The organism is Fictibacillus solisalsi (assembly GCF_900103485.1).
Taxonomy (GTDB): Bacteria; Bacillota; Bacilli; order Bacillales; family Fictibacillaceae; genus Fictibacillus_C; species Fictibacillus_C solisalsi.
This window is the reverse complement of record NZ_FNHW01000001.1, coordinates 1,415,368-1,439,342: the sequence shown is the minus strand read 5'-3', so window position 1 is coordinate 1,439,342 and position 23,975 is coordinate 1,415,368. Positions and strand designations below refer to the sequence as shown.

Here is a 23,975-nt window from a genome sequence, read left to right as displayed (position 1 = left end):
GATATGAAAGCAGATGTTGTTTTTATTAACGGGGAGGTGCTTACGGTGGACAAGCACAACTCGAGACAGCAAGCCGTTGCCGTCAAAGAAAACGTGATTGCTGCGGTTGGTACTAACGACGATATAAAGTCATACATTGGAGAACAAACAGAAGTCATCGACCTTGAAGGAAAGTCATTGGTTCCAGGTTTTATTGATTCACATGTGCATCTTACGATTTATGGGACCAATCTTTTGGGTGTAAGCTGTATTGAATCCCACATCCATTCCCTGGAGGACATATTTACTGATCTCCGAAAGAAAGCGGAAGAAACACCAAAAGGAGAATGGGTAAGAGCTTGGGGATTTGACCAGCTGGAAATTAATGAACAAAGGTTTCCCACACGTGAGGAACTGGATCAGATATCGACAGAGCATCCCATTCTTGTCATCCGAACGTGCAATCATATGTGCATTGCCAACAGCAAAGCTTTGGAGATCGCAAATATGGACGAGCACACACCTGATCCTGAAGGCGGCATTATTGAAAGAGATGATAATGGTCAACTTACAGGAAAGCTGATTGAAAACGCCCATATGCAAATGTTTAAAGTTGCCAGTTACAGCAGTGAGGAACTGAGTATATCCATGAAATTGGCTTCTGATGCATTTATCAAAGAGGGAATAACAAGCATTCACGATGCTGGTGCATATGGCAAGGGCTCTGAAACTCTTCGTATCATGCAACAAGCGGTCCGAAATAAAGATATCCGGGTTCGAGTCTATGCCATCATGGGTTCGTTGACGAATTCTCATGATTTTGTTCATCAAATGGTACAAGCAGGAACGGTCACCGGATTAGGTGATTATTATTTTAAACTTGGACCGGTGAAGCTGTTTACTGATGGAAGCAGTACAGGTCCAACTATTGCGACACGCCAGCCATATACAAGTGATCCAAAAAACAGCGGAATTATATATTACAGCCAGGAAGACCTGGATTGTTATTTAGGAAATGCTCATAAAAAAGGCTTCCAGATTACTGCCCATGCCCAGGGAGACCGTTCCATTGAGATGCTGCTTGATTGTATTGAAAAAGCGCTGAAGGAATATCCGCGAAACGATCACCGCCACCGAATTGAGCATGCCGGAATCGCTTCGCCGGATTTGCAGCAAAGAATGAAAGAGCTTGAAGTCATTCCGATTCCAAACCCTGTATTCATGTATGTAAACGGAGATGTATACAAGGAATACTATGGAGAGCGGATAAATGTCATGTATCCTGCCCGTGATTATCAGGAACAGGGAATCGTTGCCGCCTTCGGTTCAGATGCGCCAGTGACTTTTGTGAATCCGCTGCTTGGTATTCATGCTGCTGTTAACAGGAAATCAAAAACAGGGCAGGAAGTGGGAGAACAACAAAAAGTGGATGTGCTGGAAGCTCTTCGGTGCTATACCATCAATGGAGCATTTGCGAGTTTTGACGAAGAAAGGAAAGGAAGCATTGAGGCAGGAAAACTGGCTGATCTGGTTGTATTGAGTGAAAGCCTGCTAACGATCGATTCAGCAAGGATAAAAGATTTAGGTGTTGAGCTGACCATGGTCGACGGACAGGTTTTATTTAAGAATGAGCAACTGATGCGTCCTTCCGGAGTGAGACGATGAAAACTTTTCCTCTTATTCGCGTTCAAGGCTCTCCCCTGGAACGGGGCAAAAGGATTGGCGTGGAAGCCAGGGAATACATCATTCATAACATCGATACTTATAAAAAGATATTTCTTGAGATGGGCAACATCGGCTGGTCAGAGGCACGCAGATCTGCCGAGTTATATATTCAAAGCATTGCAGAATACGACCAGGAAATTTTTGATGAAATCATTGGCATCAGCGAAGGTTCTGGACAGGACCTGCTGGATATCATTGCATTAAATGCCCGCAGTGAAATTTTATTAAACTCTGATGGCTGTACAAGCATGGCATTTGTGCCTAAAGCTACTGAAAACAGGGAAACCTTGTTAGCAAAAAACTGGGACTGGAATCCACAAATCAACCAAGGAGTTATTCTGCTTGAAATCAACCAGGATCCACGCCCAACCATACTTATGGCAACCGAGGCGGGAATTGTAGGGAAAATCGGATTAAACAGTGAAGGAGTAGGAGTTTGTTTGAACCTGCTTGGCGCCAAGCAACACGCTCATGGTGTTCCTATTCATATTATTCTCCGAGGAATTTTAAACAGCCGCTCCATTTCTCAAGCCATCGGCCAAATTTCAAGAGCAGAGAGAGGGACTGCAGCGAATTTTTTAATCGCAGACAGTGAGGGGAGCGCCTTTAATGTTGAATCCACAAGCACAGATTTTGATGTACTCTTTCCTGAAGAAGGCAGGCTCTGCCATACCAATCATTTTATAAGCAGCCAGATGAATGTGGTGGATACAGGGAGAGTAAAGTTTCCGGATACGTATGGAAGATTATGGCGTTGCAAAGAGCTTCTGAATGATCGTACAGAGAAAGTAAATACAGAGCAAATCAAACATTTTTTGGCTGACCATCATGGTTATCCTGATTCCATTTGCCGCCATGGCAATACCTGTCCCACTGATCTTGGAAGAATGGCTGCCAGCAATACCATTTTCTCAATCATTTTAAATTTATCCAGCAAGTCATTTGAAATTACAAATGGTGAACCGTGTTCTGCAGAGTATGTCTCATATATACCAGAATGGAGTTGCCGTAAACACTTTAAAAATAAAATATAAAAATGCAAGAAGTTCTTTCCCGCACCGCTGTAATTGGGGTGTTGAAAGACGGACAACGCACAATGGCGGTTTTAACCCTTAAAGCAACAATTAGCGGGACTTTATAAGAAAGACAGAGACATTTCGTCTCTGTCTTTTTCTTATCCTTTTACAGAACCAGATGCCAGACCCTGGATAAAGTGTTTCTGCAGCAAGAGGAAGAGGATAACCATGGGAGCGACGGCCATGATGGCCGCTGCAGCTACGAGATTAAGGTTGCTTGTATTTTGTCCGAAGAAACTGGATAAGGCAACAGTAATGGTTTTTACTTCTTCCGCCTGGAGAAAGAAAATCGCAAATTGATAATCATTCCAAATGTATACACAAGAAATGATAAGAATTGAAGCGGTGACTGGTTTCAACAATGGAAACACGACTCTGAAAAATATGGAGAGTGTATTCGCTCCGTCCATTTTTGCTGCTTCTTCCAATTCCTTTGGTATGGTGGAGCGAATAAAACCTGCATATAAAAAGATAGCCAGTGGCAGATAAGCGGCAACGTTATTAAGCACAGCAATGGTACGTGTGTTCATCATTCCAATATCAACCACCAATTGATAAAGAGGCACCAATGCAGTTAATGGAGGAATGACCATTACCGCGATAAAAAAGACATAAACCAGCTTGTTTGCTTTTGTGGTACGCCGTGCAAGCGGATAGGCTGCGAGCGAGCCTAAAATGATGAGAAGCCCTGCTGAAAAGAAGGTAATGATGACAGTATTCCATAATGACTGTCCCAAATTGGCCATTTCCCAGGCTTCTCGGAAGTTATCAAAAGAAAACTGTTTGGGAAATATCCACTTTGAACTAAAATCGCCCTTCGCCTTGAAGGCAGTGGTAAGCAGGATATAGAACGGGACCAGGTGATAGAGGGCGATAATTAAGGCTATAACCGACAAAAATAGTTTAGGCTTCCGGTTCGTCTTCTCCATCAGGCTTCAACCTCCTTCCGTTTAAAAAAGAGCAGGGCAGAGAGGCTTATGATGAGGATGATGAGCGCCATTAGCACACCTTCCGTCGCTGCATAACCGGCATCCTGACGGTTAAAGTACAAATCGTACATGAATGTTGACATGGATTGAGATGCATTCCCAGGCCCGCCGCCAGTAAGTGAAACAATCACATCAAATAGTTTCAACCCGCCGATCACATTGATGACAATGTTGATGGTGATGGAAGGCATTAAAAGGGGCAGCGTAATATTCTTAAACTGATTAAAAGCGGAAGCCCCGTCGAGCTGGGCCGCCTCATAATAATCCTTAGAAATACTCTGCAGACCCGCAAGATAGATAATCATCGCCACCCCGACAAACTGATACGTATTCACAAAAACGATCAGCCAGGTATTCACCTCAGGATTAGCCAATGCATTAATTTTTTCCATCCCCATGGCTGTAAGAATATCGTTCAACGCGCCGCCTTGATAGGCGAAGAAAAAGTACCAAATATAACCCATAATCAACGGGCTGATAATTACCGGCAAATAAATGATGGTTCGTGTAAGACCCCGTAGCTTAATGCTTTGGTTGAGCAATAATGCGTACAATAAGCCAATAATATTTTGAAACAGTGTACTTCCCAAGCCGTAAAGCAGCGTATTTTTAACGACAAGCCAGGTATCGGGGTCCTTAAACAACCGGCTGTACTGCTTTAAACCGACAAAATCAAAGGTTTGCGAAAAACCATTCCAATTGGTTAATGAAATTTTTAAGCCATTCAAGAACGGATAAAGAATGAAAAAGACGACTAGAGCAAGGGCAGGTAAATACATCCACCAAAGTGAGGACTGTAAAGAATGCTTCGTGCGTTTGTTAACCTTTGCAAGTGCCGCTTTCTCCTTTTTCACACCGACTACGGTATTCATGAATTTCAGCTCCTTTTGAATTCACGGATGAAAAAAGCCACTTACTTTTTCGGTTTGTACAATCGCTTATATTCTTCACCGATTTTCTTTGACACTTGCTCAGGGTTCATCGATTTCGATAACAGCTCCTGGCCGGACGCTCCAAGTACATCCCACATGCCGCTAGGGAGGTAAACACGGTCAAAATACGGTTCAACTTTTACATCTTTATATTTTTCATAGTCTTTGGCAAAGTAATTATCTGCTTTGGCGTTTGTTAGGCCGGCAGGCAGGGAGGTTGCTTCAGCGATCTTTTTGACCATCTCTGGCTGTGCAAGAAATTCAAGGAACTTTTTTGCTTCCTTTTTGTGTTCGGAGTCCTTCCAAACAGCCAAGGTATGCCGTTCTCCGCCAATCCAGCTCGGCTGGTCGCCTTTGTAGATGATTGGCATCGGAATGACACCGAGCTGCACATCGGGGTTCAGTTCCTTGACGGATGGACCAAGCAAGCCGCCGCCAATGACAAATGCGATTTTGTTTTGTGCCATCAAATCGGTCATCTGCTGGTTTTGTGCGGTAAGAACGTCTTTATTCAGCAAGCCTTTCTCCTGCATTTCTTTTAGTTTTTCTGGCAGAAAATCAAATTTGGACCAGTCCTTGAATGTGCCATTCAGCAATTCTTTTCGATAATCGTGCTTACTGTCGGTGACAAGGAGCGGAGTGGCGAACTGATCGAAATATTGTCCAAATGAACTTTTATCGGACCCGGCAAACCAAAGCGGTGTGACTTCACCCTTGCTCTTCTTCTTGACCGTTTCCATGGCATTCATCCATTCATCAAACGTTGAAGGCGGTGTGATACCGTATTTTTTCAACAGGGTCGCGTTGTATGTAATCCCGTCTTTCGCTTGATTTAATGGGTAGGCATAGACTTTTCCCGATTGATCCTTAAGGATATTATCCATGGCAGGATCCAGATCCTTGACCCACTTCATATCCTGCAGATCTTCAACATATTCACCATATCGGTCCTTTGACCAGCCATGGGTATCAAATAAGTCAGGCATATCGTTTGCCGCCATTTTGACACGAAGCATCCCTTCGTATTTGTCGGCCGGGAAGTTTTCCTTAATATCAATGTTTGGGTTTTTCTTTTCGAATTCCTTGATTGCATCGTTAAGAGCGGCTTTATCCGATTCATTGGTAACAGTGGAAAACAGGGTTAATTGAACGTTTCCGCCCTCATCCGAACTTGATTGTTGATTACAAGCACTTAAGGCGAGCACAAGAGCAGAGGACAAGAGAAATGTTTTACCTAACTTTTTCAAAGAATTTCCCCCTCAAATTTTTTGGTACATCAACCAGACAAACAAAAGCAATGTTTGCACAAAATCAGGGGCTACTATATAATTTATAGTTGCTCCTTGGAATGGGAGTGCGGGCGGATCGCAAGAAATAGTGGGTGATGGCAGTCACTCCTTCCGATGACTAGATCGGTCATTTCTTTGTGAATTCGCCTTTTTTATTGCTTTATCTCAGCTTATTGAACCACCTCCTTAAAAGGATTTACAGCTAATGGGGAGCCGCAGCTTTGGCGGATGACCAATGAAGTCGGAAGGGTCACATTAACTGGAAGTTTCCTGCCGCTCATGCGGTCCATAAGAAGTTTAACTCCGGTTTGCCCCATTTCCCTCGTGTACACGCGAACGGTTGAGAGGGGAGGATTGGAGAATCTGGCGGCTTCTATGTCATCAAATGCAACAATCGCCACATCTGAAGGAACAGATAACCCCGCCTCCTGCAAGGCACGCAATGCACCAATGGCCATTGGATCACTCGCAATAAAAAATGCCTTCGGATGCTTCTTTTTCTGAATGGCTTTTTTCATGAGTTCATATCCGGATGACATGGTGTATTCCCCGATGTAAATCGCATCACTCCCTTCAAAATCGCCTTTCTTGATCATGCTTTCAAACGTGGTCAACCGCTTGTCCTCCGAGATTACTTTCTTCCGTTGTAAATGCTCCCGCTCAACACCACCAATATAACCGATTTTGTGATGTCCAAGACTCATGAGATGCTCGAGTGCCTTTTTCGTAGCTTTTTCAAAATCTACAGTCACTGAATCATAGAGTTCTTCATCAGGAACGTAGTTTAAGTAAACGATGTTAGTAATCTTTTGAGAACCCTGCTTCAAGACATCTTCTCCCAAGCGTCCAATGACTAGAAGACCGTCGAGAGCAGGAAATTCTTGAGGGACGGTCAGCATATCGTTTAAACGGTAGCTACCGATCCTGCTGACTCCTTGACGATACAATTCTTCTTCAATGCCCTGCCTGATGGAAATAAAGTAGGGATCGTTCAATTCTTCTTCCACGGTTTGACAGGCAATGATGCCAATGCTTGGAGCAGATTTTTTCGCCTGTGTCTGTGTCTGTTTTTTCCGCCGCTCATGGATTGTCTGGTATCCCAATTCTTTCGCCGTTTGCAGGATACGGTGCCGGGTTTCCTCTAATACGGTTATTGAATCATCATTATTTAACACCCTTGAAACAGTAGCGGTGGAAACATTTGATTTTTGAGCAATTTCTTTTATGGTTGCCATAGAGTATCCTCTCAAAATGAAATGGAATTTTACTAAATATTTTACTGGTGGTTGAATCGTACCACTAATTGAAAGTGCTTACAATAGTAAATTTAGATTATTCTGATTTTTATATGCGGTACTAATCGATAATAAAGTCGTATGAAAATCGAGTTAAAATTTTACTGTGTTTTAAAATAAATTAACCAAACAACGAAAAAGAGGGTAGCTTTGGAAAGCTGACCCTTTGGTAAAAAATTATACAGGTGATGTAGATTTTCTGATCTGTATTTCGGGCTCCAACCGTTGGGTAAAATGCGCGGTGTCTTTGGAATCAATAAGAGAAAGTAGCGAATCGACCATCGTATGGGCCAGTGTTTCAATGGGAACCCCTACACTTGTTAACTCGGTTTCTAAGCTGGCCATTTGCGGGATATTATCATACGAAACGAGAGAAAGGTCTTCAGGAATCCGCAGATGCTGTTCTTTCGCTGCCCGAAGAATACCAATGCTGATGTCATAACTCCCACTGATCAAAGCGGTGGGGAGGAAGTCCTGCTGAAGCACTTTTTGTGCTGCCAGGTATCCGTCATACCAGCTTAATCCATTTGTATCCGTTTGATTCACAGCGAGCTGGGCATTGACCATTGCTTCTTGAAAGCCGTTCCATTTTTCGTATTGCCGTTTATCAGCGTGGGAATTTTCTCCGATATAGTGAATGTTTGAGTGGCCTAACGACACAAGATGTTCAACTGCTTTGCGAATGGCTTTTTTATGGTAGACATCCACAATTGGATAAGGGTGTTCTTCTCGAGCCACGCCATATGTTAGAATCGGTACGGAAGAAGAGAAGAGTGGAGGAAGCTGATTTTCAATTCCTCCTTCAAATAAAAGAATGCCCTCTACTTGAAAACTTTCAAACATTTTTACCGCATGGTCGGCAGAGTTTACTGACAGGATCATGAAGTAATTTTTCTCGGTAACAATCTCGTTGATTTTAGCTACCAGTTCTGTAAGAGCAACACGATCAATCGCGGGCCAGACAAGACCGATGGTCCGGCTTTTTTTCGACACCAGGTTCTTTGCTGAAAGATTTGGGGTGTACCCTAACTCTCTTGCCGTTTCTACCACTTTGCGTTTCGTTTCGGGTTTTACCAGAGAGCTGTCATTGAGCGCTTTTGATACGGTCGAATAGCTTACTCCGGAAACTCGTGCAATGTCCTTTATGGTAACACTCATCACAGTCCTCCTTAAATCCAATGTTGATAATTTTCAGAATACGGCTTATACTGGTCAATAACAACGTTGTTAATACGATTATATATTTGAACTGGTAAAGAAGTAAATCCTTAAATCATAAAATAACAACGTTGTTATTTTATGATATTGCAAGCGCTGTCAGTTTTGAACCATTATGTAAAGGGGGATTCTAGTCAAATGATCAGCAAGGTAGGTTCACCGATGAAAACTTGGATTTCAATCACTTTTGTATGCGTTTTAGTTCTGTCCTTGTTTTCTGGATGCAGCACGACAGCAAAAAGTGAAGATCAGACCATAACCATGCGGTTGGCCCATAATCAAAGCGAGACACATCCAGTACATAAATCACTCGTCGAATTCGCAAGATTAGTAGATAAGAAAACGAATGGAACGGTAAAAATCAAGCTTTATCCAAACGGCCAGCTTGGATCTGAAAGAGAAGTGATTGAATTAACACAGACTGGTGCCGTGGACTTTGCAAAAGTGAGTGCCAGTGCACTGGAAAGCTTTTCGCCGGTGTATTCACTTTTCAGTCTTCCGTATTTATTTGATAGCAGAGATCAATTTTATAAGGTAATGAACAGCAGTATTGCTCAGGACATTTATAAAACTACAACAGATGTGGGATTCAGAGGGCTTACATTTTATGATGCGGGTACGAGAAACTTCTATACCAAAAATAAAGCCATTATGAAACCTGAGGATTTAAAAGGACTGAAAATAAGGGTACAACCGAGTGCGACATCCATTAAAATGATTGAACTAATGGGAGGATCACCCACCCCAATGTCTTTTGGCGAAGTGTACACCGCATTGCAGCAAGGAGTAATTGACGGTACTGAAAATAATGAAACCGCTTTAACAGATAACAACCACGGTCAGGTAGCTAAACAATACTCATATAGTGAGCATACCATTGTGCCGGATATCCTCATCATGAACAATAAAAAGTGGGACAAATTGAGTAACAAACAAAAAAAAGCCATAACAGAAGCCGCCAAAGAATCCACTGCCTTTCACAAAGTAGAGTGGGAAAAAGCGATTGACAAAGCAACAAAAGAGGCCAAAGCAAAGATGAATGTCACATTTAATAAACCAGACAAAGAACCGTTTAAAAAAGCAGTAGAGCCATTGCATAAGGAATTTGCAAAAAAGAAAGCAACGTCCCGTTATTATAAAGAAATCAGAGCAGAAGCTACAGGAGACTAGAAGGGAGGTTCTGGACAATGAATAATGTAAAAAAGAAGCTGGACCAGGGGTTGGCGTTTATTACCTGCACCATCATGGGCTTTATGGTGCTTGTAGCCATTTGGCAAGTATTTACACGTTATGTATTGAATTCACCAAGCACAATCTCAGAAGAGTTGCTCCGCTATTCTCTCATTTGGGTCTCCATGCTTGGAGCAGCGTATGCGTTCGGTAATAAAAAGCATATCGCCATTGAATTTATTGTAGAAAAGCTCTCGCCTAAAAAAGCTCTAAGGATGAGCATCCTCATTGAAATATTGGTTGTTTTATTCGCCGTGATTGTTATGGTCGTTGGGGGGATTATGACCGTAAACATTACGATGGCTCAATCCTCAGCTTCATTGGGCATTCCGATGGGTTACATTTATCTGTCGCTTCCAGTTAGCGGTATTCTTGTTATCGGTTATAGCGTAATCAATATATATGAAGCGATTATAAAACGAAAAGTAGAGTTGTATTCAAAAGAAATGGACGGCGAATCTGTAACCCAGCTGCACGGGTAGAAAGGAGTATCTCAATGACGTTAACTGCAGGAATTCTTTTATTAAGTATTTTCTTTATTTTGTTATTTGTCGGGGTGCCGATTGCCATAAGCATTGCCGGTGCATCAATTGCGACCATGCTGATCCTGTTTCCATTTGATATTGCCGTGTTTACTTCAGCTCAGAAAATGGTAACCGGACTTGATAGTTTTGCACTTCTGGCCATTCCGTTTTTCATCTTATCTGGCATTATTATGAACAACGGCGGGATTGCGCTTCGATTAATTAATGTGGCCAAACTTTTATCTGGAAGACTGCCGGGATCATTGGCCCATACAAACGTCATGGGCAATATGCTGTTTGGTTCCATTTCAGGATCTTCGGTTGCTGCAGCCGCAGCGATCGGCGGTGTAATGTCACCCATTCAGAAAAAAGAAGGATATGACCAAACCTACTCTGCTGCTGTAAATATTGCATCGGCTCCGACGGGTTTATTGATTCCTCCAAGCGGCCTTTTAATCATCTATTCACTAGTAAGCGGCGGCACGTCTGTTGCCGCACTGTTTATGGCCGGTTATGTTCCGGGCATTCTTTGGGGAATTGCCACCATGGTCGTCGCATATGTAATTGCCAAAAAGAAAAAGTACTTAATTTCCCAGCGGATCCCTTTAAAAGAAGGCTTGAAAGTCATTTGGGAGGCTATTCCAAGTTTAATGCTGATTGTCATTGTTCTCGGTGGAATCATCGCGGGTATTTTCACAGCCACTGAAGGAGCGGCGATCGCAGTAGCCTATTCGTTAATCTTGTCGATGGTTTACCGGACGTTTAAATGGAATCAACTACCAAAAATGCTGCTTGAAACGGTGGAGATGACAGCAGTCATTATGCTGCTGATCGGTACATCCACAATTTTATCACTCGTCATGTCGTTTACAGGGATTCCCGAAGCGATCAGCCAGGGGTTGTTAGGTTTTACGGATAATCCGGTGGTCATTTTGCTCATTATGAACATCATTCTATTGATTATCGGAACCTTCATGGATATTACGCCAGCGGTCCTTATTTTCACACCGATCTTTTTGCCGATTGTATCGTCATTTGGAATGGACCCGGTTCACTTTGGAATCATGGTGGCGTTTAACCTTTGCATTGGAAACATTACTCCACCGGTAGGGAGTGCTTTATTTGTCGGAGCCAGTGTTGGAAAAGTAAAAATAGAACAAGTCGTAAAGCCACTACTACCTTTTTATGCCGTGATCATTATGGTCTTAATGATCGTTACCTTTATTCCACAGGTCAGTTTGGCATTGCCAAAACTATTTGGACTGTAAGCATCAAAGAGAAAGCGGGTTGAAATTATGAGTATTCTAGTCAAACAAGCCTTTACATTGGTAAAAGAAGAAAGCAATATCTTGCATTTCCAATCAGAACTGGATCATATGGAAGTAAAAATAATGATCCTGGAAGAAGACATAATCCGTGTGTTATTTGTCACGGACGGCACCCTGCAAGTGAAGAAAACATGGAGCGTGGCACCCGGTATGGATGATATACCAGCCGAGGGCCGGAGCCGTTTGGACACAAGTGGCTTTGCTCTGCCGGTATACACGTGTGAATCTGTGGGAGAAGAATATACAGTAAAAACAAAAAAGTTAAAATTAACAATCAAAAGAGATGCATTTAAACTGAACTGGTTTTATCGTCAGGGAGAAGAGTGGATTCCTCTGGCCAGTGACCGTAAAACCCAGGCTTATCATTATGAATTGGGAACAAACGGACCGGCACATTATTTAAAACGCAACCATGAAGAACAATATTTTGGACTTGGCGAAAAAAGCGGCCATGTGGACAAGCATGGTAAACGCTATCGTATGCAGACGATTGATGCAATGGGGTATGATGCTGAATTTACAGATCCGCTGTACAAGCATATTCCGTTTTACATTACAAGGAACCAGAAAACGGGATTATCCTTTGGGATCTTTTATGATAATCTGGCCAATTCAATTTTTGAAATGGGTTCTGAGCTGGATAATTACCATGGGTATTACCGGTATTATGAAGCAGAAAAAGGCGACCTGGACTATTACATCATTGCGGGTCCCCGGGTTAAAGATGTGACTCGGAAATTTGCATGGATGACAGGAAAAACAATTCTTCCTCCAAAATGGAGCTTGGGCTATTCAGGCTCAACGATGAGTTATACGGATGCTCCAAATGCTCAGGAACAGCTCAGCCGGTTCCTGCAGCATTGTAAAGAGCATGACATCTTATGTGATTCGTTTCAGTTGTCTTCCGGCTATACTTCCATAGAGGATAAGCGTTATGTATTTCACTGGAATGATTCCAAATTTCCCAATCCTCAAAAAATGGCACAAGATTTCCATGAGCAGGGCGTAAAGCTATGTGCCAACATCAAACCTTGTTTGCTTCATAATCATCCGCTGTTTGATAAATTAAAGCAAAAAGAAATGTTCATCAAAAATCAAGGAACAGGACAGCCGGAAATTGCGCAATTCTGGGATGAAACTGGAGCATATCTTGATTTTACCAAACGGGAAACGTATGACTGGTGGAAACAGCAAGTCAAAGAGAAACTGATGGAATATGGGATTGATGCAACCTGGAATGACAATAATGAATTTGAAATTTGGAGTCAATCCGCCAGCTGTGATGGATTTGGTGAAACCATTGATTTTGATGTGATCCGAGCGGTGCAGCCCCTGCTTATGATGAAAGCCTCCTATGAAGCTCAAAAAGAATTTAACCCTGACACTCGTCCCTATTTGATTTCAAGATCAGGGTGTGTCGGCATGCACCGCTATGTTCAGACTTGGACAGGAGATAACCGAACCAGCTGGAAGACCATTAAGTTCAACAACAAAATGGGCATTGGACTTAGCTTGTCCGGAATTTATAACTTTGGCCATGATGTGGGAGGATTCTCCGGGCCCGCGCCGGAACCTGAGCTTTTTGTACGATGGGTTCAAAACGGTATTGTACATCCGAGGTTTACCATTCATTCGTGGAATGATGATGAGACTGTAAACGAACCGTGGATGTATCCGGGAGTCCTTCCTGAAATCCGTGAACTCATTAAGTTCAGGAACAAAATTATTCCATATTTGTATACGTCACTCTATGAGGCGCATGCTTCTCATTTGCCCATCATCCGGCCGACATTTTGGGATTTCGAGCATGATGATCAGACGTTTGAAGAAAATGATGATTTTATGCTCGGAGATAGCCTTCTTGTCGCCTCCGTGGTTGAAAAGAATCAGCGTGAACGTCCGGTTTACCTTCCAAAGCATGCTGAAGGATGGTATGATCTGCATACTGGGGAATGGTACGAGGGAGGGCAGCATGTTACAATTCCTGCGCCTCTAAGCTATGTACCTTTACTTGCAAAAGCGGGAAGCATTATACCTGTCAATCAAGCCGAAGTAACTTTTGAAACGAAAGAAAAGGATGAGAGAGCCTTCTTGCTTTTCCCTCAAAAGGGAAGCGGAGTCAGTTCCTATCAATGTTATGAGGACGATGGCATCAGTAATCAATTTGAGGACGTTTTTGCGTTTTTAACAGTAGAAACAGAAGTATCAAAAGATCAGATTTCGATTACCGTTCATAAGGAAGGAACCTATGATTTGCCTTTTAAAGAAGTATCATTTATCGTCCCGGAGCAGGAACACCGCAAGCTTACTGTAAACGGATTAGCCTATGACAATGGCACTTTTTTCAAACTGCAGGACTAATAAAAAAGGCTGCCCCGATGAATCGGGGCAGCCTTTCGTTTTTAATGAATGTTAAGGCTGAACAGGGGCTCTGCCTTTACTTCCTCGCTGTACTTTAACTTCACTTTTTAGACCTTTCAATAACGAGTAGCACATGACCACCATGATGACAGCAAAAGGGAGGGCAGCGGCAATAGAGGCCGTTTGCAATACGTTTAATCCACCCGCCAACAGTAATACAGCCGCTACGGCCGATTGAATCACGCCCCAAATTACTTTAATTTTATTAGATGGATTTAATGTTCCGCCCTCGCTAAGCATGCCCAGGACAAAGGTTGCCGTATCTGCAACTGTAATATAATAAATGGCTACCACTGCGAACCCTAAAATGCTGAGTACTGAGCTTAATGGGAGATAATCAAAGAATGTAAAGATCGACAACGAAACATTTTTTGTAATAAAGTTTGCCAGATGATGATTATCTTGCTTTTGGACAAGTTCAAGAGCTGAGCCTCCAAAGATGGACATCCAGAGAAATGTGCCCAGGGTGGGCACGACCAACACTCCAATAACAAATTCCCGGACTGTTCGTCCTTTTGAAACACGGGCAATAAACATACCCACAAAAGGTGCCCAGGCAATCCACCATGCCCAATAAAATAATGTCCAGGATGCTATCCATTTTCCTTCCCCAAAAGGTTCTAATCGTAAACTCATGTGTATAAAGTCACTTAAGTAGATACCGGTGGTGTTAAAAAGAACTTTAAATATGGTCAAGGTCGGACCAACAACCAAAATAACAAGCATTATAGCGAAAGATAAGATCATAGCTGTATTCGATAAATATTGAATCCCTTTTTCTAAGCCTGTATTGATCGATATGATAAACAGGACGGTAGCGACCGCAATCACGATGAGCTGCACAACTAATCCGTTGGGAACGCCAAATATGTCATGCATGCCGGCAGTAACCTGCATCGCCCCCAGACCTAAAGACGTCGCGATTCCAAAAACTGTGGCAAAAATGGATAAAATATCAATGGTCTTACCGATCGGCCCATAAATTTTGTCACCCAATATTGGATGAAATGCCGAACTAATAGCGGCAGGAAGCCGTTTGTTGTATTGAAAAAAGGCCAGAGCCAAACCAATCACAGTATAAATAGCCCAGGGGTCTAAACCCCAATGGAAAAATGTGAATTTCATTGCTGTATTTGCTGCGTCGACCGTATATCCTTTTCCGTAAGGCGGGGCAGTGTAGTGCGTAATCGGTTCAGCCACACTCCAGTACACAATTCCGATTCCCATTCCTGCACCGAATAACATGGCGAGCCAGGACGCTGTGTTAAAATCAGGTCTGTCTGTTTTTTTGCCAAGACGGATATCTCCATACTTTGACAGCAATAAATAAACGGAAAAGATAACAAAGAATAACGTGGCACCAAGATAGAACCAACCCAGATAATCAATGGAACCATTATAAATGGCATTGGTAACTTTGGCGAGATTATCTGTAAAAAACACACCCCAGATAATAAAAATCAATGTAATAAGTATTGAAATAATAAAAACACTATTTCCGGTGTTTTTTCTGTCCATAGAATCCTCCTAATAAAATGTCTGAAACCTGTAAGCTGCATTCAAAATAGAGTTAGTTATCAAGCAGATTATAAAGTAGTTCCCACTGATCCGTGTTCATCAGTTCTTTCTGAGATAGCTGCAAACCGTTTCCCAGGAAAACCGTTGAACCAGTTATTGCTATGACCATTGCCTCATAAGGTTCGTTACTGTCGTGCTTTCTGTAGATATCTCCTAGTGTTGGCAGAATCTCTTCTTTTGGCTGAGAAAACTGAGTATTCTGCAAGTGATCTGGTACACGGTTAATATCCTGATAATCAATGGCATGGCTGTTATTTGAACGTCCGGGAACCATCAACATGTATTCATTATGTTTAATGCCGTGTGATCTACTAGTCATGACACCTTTAGCATCCACTGTTTCTACCTCATCAATTTCATTTAGAGAATATGTATCGAGGGAATCAGGCATTGGATTGTGGATCAGAACATAATCCCCTACTTGTGCTTTTTGATCACTTCTGAGCGTATACTCCTTATGGTTAAAGATAAAGCTGTCCAGTTCCTTAGGCTTGTATTTCTCCACACTGACGGCATTGGTTAAGTGTTGTGTTAAATCTCTAAGCCGTATGAGATGAACGGATTGCTTATACATGTGTTTTACTCCATAAACCCTGTGTAATTCATTGTTAAAGTAGACAAACTGGCCTTTTCTTACTTGATACAGTTTCACTGATAATTCTCCCTTCAACTTTTGATGTTTTTATCATCGTGAAAGCTCTTTGTCATTTCATTTTAGGTTATACGTTTGATAGGGTTTGTTTTAGGATGCTTTTAATGAAATGAAAACATGTAATAGAACATACAAAATAGATCCCATTTCGTTGATTTTCCTTTCTCCTTTCTCACGAATTTTATAGTAGGGACATGTCAAAAACCAATTACAGGTAATTGGCATAGGAAGAATCTTATAAGTCTTTTTAACCATCTTTACATTTACCTCTCTATCCTTCCTTTTAAACGTAAATAGTTTCTGAATAACAAAGATCACGACATTAGTAATCGACATAATCTCATTGAGTCTAACATAAATAAAAAACAGAAGGCTTGTTTCGTCAGCCTTCTATTTCGTTTATAACTTACCTGTAAGAAATTGAGCCTCACCTCGACCAAAACTCCAATCGGCCGCTCCGTTTTCTGTAATCGAAACCATAAGATCTTGCGGGGAGATACCGCACTCCTTTTTAAGCCGCTCCGCCAGTAAAGAATAAAATCTTTCTTTTTGTTCCTTCGTCCATGTTTTACTTACCATACTGATAACAAGCGGGGATTAGCCAAACAAATGAAAGTTTGCAAAAAGTTATTCCAGAGGAAATAATCAAACGACTGCAGCATTACTATCATGTGAACGCATATAATATTACATATAACCTTTATAGATAGAAAAATTATTCTCCAACATTAAACACGATAAGAAAAAGTTTGGGTACGTGGAACAGGGCGTTAAAAGCCGCAGGTATTCCTTTTAATCGTGAAGTTGCGGGAAAGTATACAAAGCAACAAGTTATTCGAGCACTACAAAGAGGTGCAGTGGATCAGTCATATATAACCGTTCAGGAATATGTGAAAAGGGGTATACGTCCTTCGATAGATACTGTACATGGGCTATTCGGTTCGTGGAGTACTGTCACTCGTGCAGCAGGGCTTTACAAGAAGAACAAGGATGCTTGAAAGATGTTAAACATTTGTATGTGCTTCCCGATGATATATAGAGACCAAACTGGAGGTACAGGAATGAAGCAAGCTCGTTACATTTTTAGACAAACATACCGGCGTTATAATGAAGGACAAGTAATAGAGGGACGTTACATCATAAAGAGGACAGACGAAAAAACAGTCAAACATAAAGATACCATACTTAAATCTCAGATTACATTACAATCGGCCTATGATTTTGCTGATAAAACTCTACAATCCTTAAGCGAAAAACCGTTATCTTTTGACTACCCAATATTAGAAGGTACTTTAGATGTAACATTACAAGAAGGATCTTTATTTGATAACCCTAGGTTTATTATGTTTAATCCTTCACTTTAGTTATATACAAATAGGCAATGAGTGAACCATTAACAATGCACAAACGTTTGTATACGTAAGCATTTGTAATTATGAAGGTGAAAATAAGAAATAATGGTCTTTTTATTAAAAATCCCGCTTATAATAGCGGGATTTTTGTTTACTTATAGGAGAGATGCGCTCTCCAATTTATTTAGTTTCAACATTTTTTATCATAGCTTTTCTAACTACTTGTTTCGGATGATCAAAGTTAATAATGTTGTCTTTAGATGTAGATACATCAATAACTACCGTGTTTGTTAGTAGGGCTATAACTTGTCCCTTTATCCCATCTTTTGTTTCGATATGGTTACCAATTTCTACTTCAATGATCTCTCACCATCCTTACATAAGTTCATAATAAATATGCCCAAGTGCAGATTACTAGGCATATATTGGTTTGTCCAAACCAATATAACATAGTAAAAGATGACAGGTAAAGTTAACTGACCGAATATTCTGGCGGTCGAAAGTAAATAAAAGCAAATATGCCTTTTTACATAACCTTATTCATCACTAAGAGATACTAGTAGGCTTAGTGACAGGGTTCCTGTTGTAGACCGCAAAGTAAATTTGAAGAAATAATAAATAAAACGAGCCCTATTTTTTGTTTTTGCCCGAGTTGTATCTGACCTTGTCAGATTTTCTTGGCTAGGTGATATTTTTGTAATTGCAGAATATAGAGGACGTGGACTTAGCAAATGGTTAATGCGTGTAATCACAGAACACCCAAAATTTAAAAGGGACAAGTTTCCAACTATTCATGGCTTCTCCTTTATTCAATCCTCTTTGTATTTTCTTCTTAATGATTCATCCGAAATGTAATTCAAAATAAAGATCGCTCTTTCTATTCGGCCCATATCACGTAAGGCTGTAGTCAAGCTGTTTTGTCTTGAATAAGAACCTATTATGGTCTTTTCCTCTTATTCAACAATTAATCTCCTGGAAATCCCAACTGCAAGTTTATTCTCTCGTGTTAAAGGAGAAGAATAGTTCAGCATGAAATTCATAGATGCGTAAAAAATATTCTTAATTTGAGATACTTTTATTGCATTTCTATCAATTGAGGTGTAAAGTGATAGTAACGAAAGGAAATGAGTCAATTGAGAAAAAATACACTTGGTTCACTAATCTGGTTGCGTATTGCTCGTTTTACACATCAAAGTAATTTACTATCGAATGAATTCTTAAAACAGTTTGGTATTACAGCTGCACAGTTTGATGTATTAAATCAGATTTTGACTTATCAACCGATCATTCAAAGTGAGCTGGCTGTAAAAGTAACGGTGTCAGAGGGGGGAATTTCACGTATGCTCACTCGACTTGAGCAAGAGGGATATATACAGCGTAAGCAGGACTGGAAAACTAAATGGATTACCCTTACTTCAAAAGGGGAAGATAAAATGCATGAAGTTTTTGAACACCAACTTACCTTCCAAACGTCCATTGTCAATGAGTGTATAACAGAGGATGAGCAAAAAACACTATACAAGCTGATGACTAAGCTACAAAAACATACTGAAAATAAATTAGAAAATTAAGAATCCCTTTGCTTGTGGTAAATGCTATGCTATTAATTTTTTTCATTATCACTTGACTAGTTAATTGAAAATGGAGGAATGATCTATATATAAAATTCCAGGACATCATCACATTTCCATGATTACAAAAAACGCAAGTCAAAATAATCACTTTTACCGACATGTGCTTGGTCTACGTCGTGTGAAAGTAACAGTGAATCAAGATGATCCATCGATGTATCACTTCTTTTATGGAGATAAAACAGGTAGCCCAGGTACCGAATTATCATTTTTTGAAATTCCACTAGTAGGAAAAACTCGTACCATCAGAAGCAAGTTTATTCTATTGGAAAGCACGTTTTGAGGGATAAACTAGCAAGCACACTTACAGACCTATTTGGCTATACAGAGATAACCGTACAGATGACGAAGCGATTTTTCAATCAATCAAAGGAGAGGTTTTTGGAGAAATCTTCGTGAAATATTTAGACGGTCCGTCTAAAAAACCAGGCCGTGGCAGTATTCATCATTTAGCCATTCGTGTAAAAAACGAAGAACAGCTTATCTTTTGGGAAGAGCAAGTACGAGCACGTGGCTTCCAATCAACTGGTATAGTGGATCGCTTCTACTTTAAGAACCTATATTTCCGCGAGTCAAACGGAATTCTATTTGAAATTGCAACCGATGGACCAGGTTTCACCATCGATGGAGACATCGAAACACTAGGTGAAAAATTAGATTTACCACCATTTTTAGAAGACTGTAGAGTTGAAATTGAAGAAAATCTAAAACTCATTGAGGAGTATTAATTAACAAACGAACAGGATCCCATCAATTAAACCAAGCTTACTATTAAAAATAAATTTCCTAGGAGGAAAATAAAATGAACCATCTAAAAGGAATACACCACGTAACAGCTATTACAAGTAGTGCAGAAAAGAACTATGAATTTTTCACCTATGTTTTAGGAATGCGTTTAGTTAAAAAAACAGTCAATCAAGACGATATTCAAACCTATCATTTATTCTTTGCTGATGATAAAGGGAGTGCAGGAACAGACATGACGTTCTTTGACTTCCCTGGCATTCCAAAAGGTGTACATGGTTCGAACGAGATTTCAAAGACCTCTTTCCGTGTACCTAGTGATGCAGCACTAGAATATTGGGTACAACGTTTTGATCGTTTAGAAGTCCAACATACTGGAATTAAAGAGCAATTTGGCAAGAAAACCCTCTCTTTCGTGGATTTTGATGATCAACAATACCAATTAATTTCAGATGAATTCAATAAAGGCGTGGAATCTGGTACACCTTGGCAAAAGGGTCCTATCCCACTGGAATATGCCATTACTGGTTTAGGGCCTATCTTTGTTCGTATTGCGAACTTTGATTATTTTAAAGAAATGCTGGAAAAAGTTCTATTATTTAAAGAGACTGCGGAGGAAGGATCATTCCATTTATTTGAAGTAGGAGAAGGTGGCAATGGCGCCTCTGTCATTGTTGAATATAATACGATTCTTCCTCAAGCCCGACAAGGTTATGGCACGGTACATCATACAGCATTCCGGGTAGAGGATCGTGCAGTATTAGATGAATGGACCCAGCGATTAAGTAGTTTTGGATTCTCTACATCCGGTTATGTCAATCGTCACTTTTTCGAGTCTTTATACGCAAGAGTGGCACCACAAATTTTATTTGAGTTTGCAACAGATGGCCCTGGTTTTATGGGAGATGAACCTTACGAAACACTTGGAGAAAAATTATCCTTGCCCCCATTCTTAGAGCCTAAACGTGCAGAAATAGAAAAATTAGTGCGCCCAATTGATACAGTGAGAAGTACAAAGGAATTCATCAAAGAATAAAAGGAAAATTACTCAAATGAGTCTTGCGTATATGCGCCATAGATAATACCTGCGCTTGCTCAATAAATTTTCTTGAAAATCTAAAGGCTCGCCGGAGGCTTTAACAAGATTTTATCCGGGGGGTTATTCCCCCGTGGTGCAAAAGGATTTTCAAATACAGTAGGAGGTTATGAATACAATTTAACCCTCATTGTCATTTCTATAGGATTAGCTTTAATAGGTCCATTAGTTTACTCGCTTTAATCATGTTTTCATTCAACTTAAAAGATAATGATTATGAGGTTAAAAGATACAACCTCATGTATAAAAATAGAGGTGAAGTGTCTCAAAAAGATGAAGCCATTCGGAATGCTTCACTCTCTGCCATGTTGTTTATGCTCGCAGCGAAGGATAAGGGATGGAATACTTGCCCGATAATTGGGTTTGATCCAGAAGCCATTAAGGAGATATCAAATAATTTGGTACAAATATTGTAACAATAAGATTTAAACAGCCAAACAGGCTGTTTTTTTGTGTCAAAGAGAACATAATTTGATTAGCTACTCATAAACCAGATACATCCCCTGCTACGGATTGTACTGTAGAAATTTAATATTTTTTTCCTCAGGCATTTCGTCGCCAGGAGAAGAATGTGACATTCATACAGGTTTGGCTAACCAGTGCCCTTATCCGCGGGTTGTAGGGCGTTCCTGGCTAGGATAGGCGTCCGTCATTTAGGTACTCCGGTTCCTCCTTACCCTTTGGAAAAACAGGCGGTGTAATGCAAAAAGTAATTTTGAACAATGGTGTTGATATGCCTATACTCGTTTTTAGTGTTTTCAAATCGCGCAGATCAAAATGAATGTGAACAAAGCGTTTATGACGCTATTATGGCAGGCTATCGACTGATTGATACAGCTGCCTGTTATCTAAATGAAGAAGCAGGTGGCAGAGCGATTAAACGGATTGGCGTAGCAAGAGAGGAATATTTATCACTTTGGGTTCAAGATGCTGATTATGATACACAAAAAAGTATTTGAAAAATCACTGGAAATTTGAATTTGTACTTAATTCATTAAAGCCGCATGGGGCTCTTTCCCATCACTGTCATTACCATGATCAGCAGTTTTCGAGGTTTGCGACTGCTGCGAAAGAGCTTATTGTCAAATCGCTCTAGGGTAGAGAGAGAAGAATGATGCATCCTGGCGTTTCCTCTTCAGTTTATCCACATAATTGTAGTTTTTCATTTACAAAGGTCTATAAAATCTCTTAGTAGGCTTGGGCTCTATATTTACTTCATACAATATACATTAAAGAAATCAGGCCCTTCTAATGAAATGTTAATGAGTATTCCTGAAATGAAGGATGAGACTCCAACACCTATGTTTTTAATGATCTCGGCAGAAAAGGAAAATAACTGATAGGATTTTCTTTCTACAACTGTGCACCGAGTAGAAGACCTTACGTCATCCTCTATTATCAGGTGCTTTAATTGGGCTTTTTTATATGTAATTTCCTTAACGGTGTAAATCAGCATTTCATGGCGCACCCCTTCAACAAGAATCGGGTTCTGATGGGAAATATAAGATCACCATCAAGAAGCAGAAAAAGGGAAGAGTTGCTATCCTTTTTATGTTTTCCATAAATTAAAGCGTTATTTTCTCCCAGATTATTTTTCAATTTTTTCTACTGTAATATAGTTTTTTGCTTTCTTTTTTCACTCGGTTCCTGTATGAAGGGGTGAAGAAAAACTTGAATGATGAGCACTGGATAAGCCTTCACTAGCTGTTGACTATGAAGCATACTGGAGTAGTTTTAAACGAATAGGCGCATTGTTATCCCAAAAGATATCCGTGAACATGTGGAGATTACATCCGATTTAAATGGAGTTTATGTTAGGAATTCTAATCCGGAATCACGGCGGATAAGCCTAAGCAAGAGGATTTGATTCATATGGCCGCCTTGTGATTCAATCGAAGTGAGAAAACCGTTTGCCTCGGAGCCCGGTCAACCTATTGAAGTTTTTTATAAGGATAGTGTTTTCCTTACAGGGTAATCAGATATATGCATTATCTGCAAAAGCAATGACGAATTAATTGAAGTGAAGAATACAAAAATATGTAATTGTTGTCTTAATGAAATTTATTAAAATCGAAGCAGTTTCAGATCAGCTTAGAGCCTATTAAATTCAGATAAAAATTCTTGTAAGACCGATATTAAAAAGTGCGGAGACAGAAGGGGGTGCAGAAAAAGTATCAGTACTGTGATTAAGAATGAATAACAGGAGTAAATCTAAACATTACTCAAGATCAAAATAAAAGGATGAGTGGTTATAAACCCTCATCCTTTTATGATGTTTTCATTAAGTATCGCTTTTTAAGAAATAAATTAATGAAGTATTCCACCGCTCATTTGTTGTTGAGCCATTGTGACTAAACGCTTTGTGATCTCGCCACCGACAGACCCATTGGCGCGAGATGTTGTATCAGGTCCAAGTTGCACTCCAAACTCTGAGGCAATTTCATTTTTCATTTGTTCGATAGCTGCCCAAGAATTTGAAACTAAAATTTGGTTAGAGTTACTTTGTTGTCGTTTTGTCATTTGATCATCTCCTAAATGTTTTAACAAAATGAAACATTTATAGTATGGATGGAAAGGAAAAATATATGTAAATACACCTTAAGAAAATTATCTGTACAGATCACTTAGTAAATTAAGTTACTTCGAAACAGTGAGACAGACTTAAAAAATGCCTATTTTAGCTTGGTCAATCAATGTGCTTTGGAACAATCTTTTTACTTAACATAAAAATCATACATAGCTGGTGTGTATGACGATCTGGATAAACACCATATTAAGTAGCCAATTTTCCTAGATTCTGAAGCAAAAACTGGATCGGTGTAAAACCAAATACACCAGCGGAACGATATATGAACTAAATGTTACTTCTGCGAAATATCTAGTAATACTTCTTGTTTTGTTAGATTAGAATTCAGG

The 23,975-nt window shown here is 40.3% G+C and carries 17 protein-coding genes and 5 pseudogenes; 12 read left to right on the top strand and 10 right to left on the bottom strand.

Annotated elements, in window-relative coordinates; translation table 11 throughout:
• Positions 1-3: 3 nt before the first annotated feature.
• Positions 4-1,644 (top strand): amidohydrolase, encoded by a 1,641-nt coding sequence (locus BLT53_RS07380; RefSeq protein WP_090233836.1) that lies wholly within the window; start codon positions 4-6, stop codon positions 1,642-1,644.
• The gene (locus tag BLT53_RS07375) at positions 1,641-2,738 is read left to right on the top strand and encodes a C45 family autoproteolytic acyltransferase/hydrolase (protein WP_090233834.1); all 1,098 of its coding nucleotides are present in this window, start codon (positions 1,641-1,643) and stop codon (positions 2,736-2,738) included. The genes BLT53_RS07380 and BLT53_RS07375 overlap by 4 nt, the downstream gene beginning before the upstream one ends.
• A gap of 140 nt (positions 2,739-2,878) precedes the next feature.
• Here the strand turns inward: BLT53_RS07375 and BLT53_RS07370 are convergent, their stop codons facing one another.
• The 5 genes from BLT53_RS07370 to BLT53_RS07350 form a co-directional block, all read right to left on the bottom strand.
• Positions 2,879-3,709: a carbohydrate ABC transporter permease gene (locus BLT53_RS07370; RefSeq protein ID WP_090233832.1), complete on the bottom strand. Its 831-nt coding sequence runs from the start codon at positions 3,707-3,709 to the stop codon at positions 2,879-2,881.
• Complete coding sequence (locus tag BLT53_RS07365; RefSeq protein WP_425284698.1) at positions 3,709-4,548, bottom strand: carbohydrate ABC transporter permease; 840 nt, start codon at positions 4,546-4,548, stop codon at positions 3,709-3,711. Before BLT53_RS07365 ends, BLT53_RS07370 begins: the two co-directional genes overlap by 1 nt.
• Positions 4,549-4,682: 134 nt before the next feature.
• Complete coding sequence (locus tag BLT53_RS07360) at positions 4,683-5,948, bottom strand: ABC transporter substrate-binding protein (RefSeq protein WP_090233829.1); 1,266 nt, start codon at positions 5,946-5,948, stop codon at positions 4,683-4,685.
• Between the two features lie 212 nt (positions 5,949-6,160).
• Positions 6,161-7,225, bottom strand: coding sequence for a LacI family DNA-binding transcriptional regulator (locus tag BLT53_RS07355; protein WP_090233827.1), 1,065 nt, complete (start codon positions 7,223-7,225; stop codon positions 6,161-6,163).
• A gap of 237 nt (positions 7,226-7,462) precedes the next feature.
• Positions 7,463-8,443, bottom strand: coding sequence for a LacI family DNA-binding transcriptional regulator (locus BLT53_RS07350; protein ID WP_090233826.1), 981 nt, complete (start codon positions 8,441-8,443; stop codon positions 7,463-7,465).
• A gap of 222 nt (positions 8,444-8,665) precedes the next feature.
• Between BLT53_RS07350 and BLT53_RS07345 the strand changes: the two genes are divergently transcribed.
• From BLT53_RS07345 to BLT53_RS07330, 4 genes are read left to right on the top strand one after another with little or no spacing between them, the layout of a single operon-like run.
• A complete protein-coding gene (locus BLT53_RS07345; RefSeq protein WP_090236758.1) occupies positions 8,666-9,673 on the top strand; it encodes a TRAP transporter substrate-binding protein in 1,008 nt (335 codons plus the stop codon).
• 17 nt (positions 9,674-9,690) lie between these two features.
• Positions 9,691-10,215, top strand: a complete 525-nt coding sequence (locus BLT53_RS07340) for a TRAP transporter small permease (RefSeq protein ID WP_090233824.1) — start codon at positions 9,691-9,693, stop codon at positions 10,213-10,215.
• Positions 10,216-10,229: 14 nt separating this feature from the next.
• Complete coding sequence (locus BLT53_RS07335) at positions 10,230-11,525, top strand: TRAP transporter large permease (protein WP_090233822.1); 1,296 nt, start codon at positions 10,230-10,232, stop codon at positions 11,523-11,525.
• A 27-nt stretch (positions 11,526-11,552) separates the two neighbouring features.
• On the top strand, positions 11,553-13,946 hold the full coding sequence (locus tag BLT53_RS07330) for a glycoside hydrolase family 31 protein (protein ID WP_090233820.1): 2,394 nt from the start codon (positions 11,553-11,555) through the stop codon (positions 13,944-13,946).
• 51 nt (positions 13,947-13,997) lie between these two features.
• Here BLT53_RS07330 and BLT53_RS07325 read toward each other — a convergent pair whose 3' ends face one another.
• From BLT53_RS07325 to BLT53_RS07315, 3 genes and pseudogenes are all read right to left on the bottom strand, one after another.
• Positions 13,998-15,524, bottom strand: a complete 1,527-nt coding sequence (locus BLT53_RS07325) for a glycine betaine uptake BCCT transporter (protein WP_090233818.1) — start codon at positions 15,522-15,524, stop codon at positions 13,998-14,000.
• Positions 15,525-15,576: 52 nt separating this feature from the next.
• Complete coding sequence (locus BLT53_RS07320) at positions 15,577-16,236, bottom strand: hypothetical protein (protein ID WP_090233817.1); 660 nt, start codon at positions 16,234-16,236, stop codon at positions 15,577-15,579.
• 399 nt (positions 16,237-16,635) lie between these two features.
• A pseudogene (locus BLT53_RS07315) lies at positions 16,636-16,827 on the bottom strand (tautomerase family protein); the annotation flags it as partial.
• A 470-nt stretch (positions 16,828-17,297) separates the two neighbouring features.
• On the opposite strand from BLT53_RS07315, the gene BLT53_RS07305 reads away from it, so the two are divergent.
• Positions 17,298-17,600, top strand: a complete 303-nt coding sequence (locus tag BLT53_RS07305; protein WP_090233811.1) for a hypothetical protein — start codon at positions 17,298-17,300, stop codon at positions 17,598-17,600.
• Between the two features lie 777 nt (positions 17,601-18,377).
• Here the strand turns inward: BLT53_RS07305 and BLT53_RS07300 are convergent.
• Positions 18,378-18,526: pseudogene (locus BLT53_RS07300) on the bottom strand (Tn3 family transposase); the annotation flags it as partial.
• Between the two features lie 195 nt (positions 18,527-18,721).
• On the opposite strand from BLT53_RS07300, the gene BLT53_RS07295 reads away from it, so the two are divergent.
• The 5 genes and pseudogenes from BLT53_RS07295 to BLT53_RS25280 form a co-directional block, all read left to right on the top strand.
• Entirely contained in the window at positions 18,722-19,159 is a 438-nt protein-coding gene (locus BLT53_RS07295; protein WP_090233809.1) for a MarR family winged helix-turn-helix transcriptional regulator, read from the top strand.
• A gap of 85 nt (positions 19,160-19,244) precedes the next feature.
• Positions 19,245-19,947, top strand: a pseudogene (locus BLT53_RS07290) (ring-cleaving dioxygenase).
• 74 nt (positions 19,948-20,021) lie between these two features.
• Entirely contained in the window at positions 20,022-20,999 is a 978-nt protein-coding gene (locus BLT53_RS07285) for a ring-cleaving dioxygenase (protein ID WP_090233808.1), read from the top strand.
• A gap of 302 nt (positions 21,000-21,301) precedes the next feature.
• Positions 21,302-21,475, top strand: a pseudogene (locus BLT53_RS07280) (nitroreductase family protein); the annotation flags it as partial.
• Positions 21,476-21,759: 284 nt separating this feature from the next.
• Positions 21,760-22,009 (top strand): annotated as a pseudogene (locus BLT53_RS25280) (aldo/keto reductase); the annotation flags it as partial.
• 1,357 nt (positions 22,010-23,366) lie between these two features.
• On the opposite strand, the gene BLT53_RS07265 reads toward BLT53_RS25280, so the two are convergent.
• Positions 23,367-23,579 (bottom strand): alpha/beta-type small acid-soluble spore protein, encoded by a 213-nt coding sequence (locus BLT53_RS07265; RefSeq protein WP_090233806.1) that lies wholly within the window; start codon positions 23,577-23,579, stop codon positions 23,367-23,369.
• Positions 23,580-23,975 lie beyond the last annotated feature (396 nt).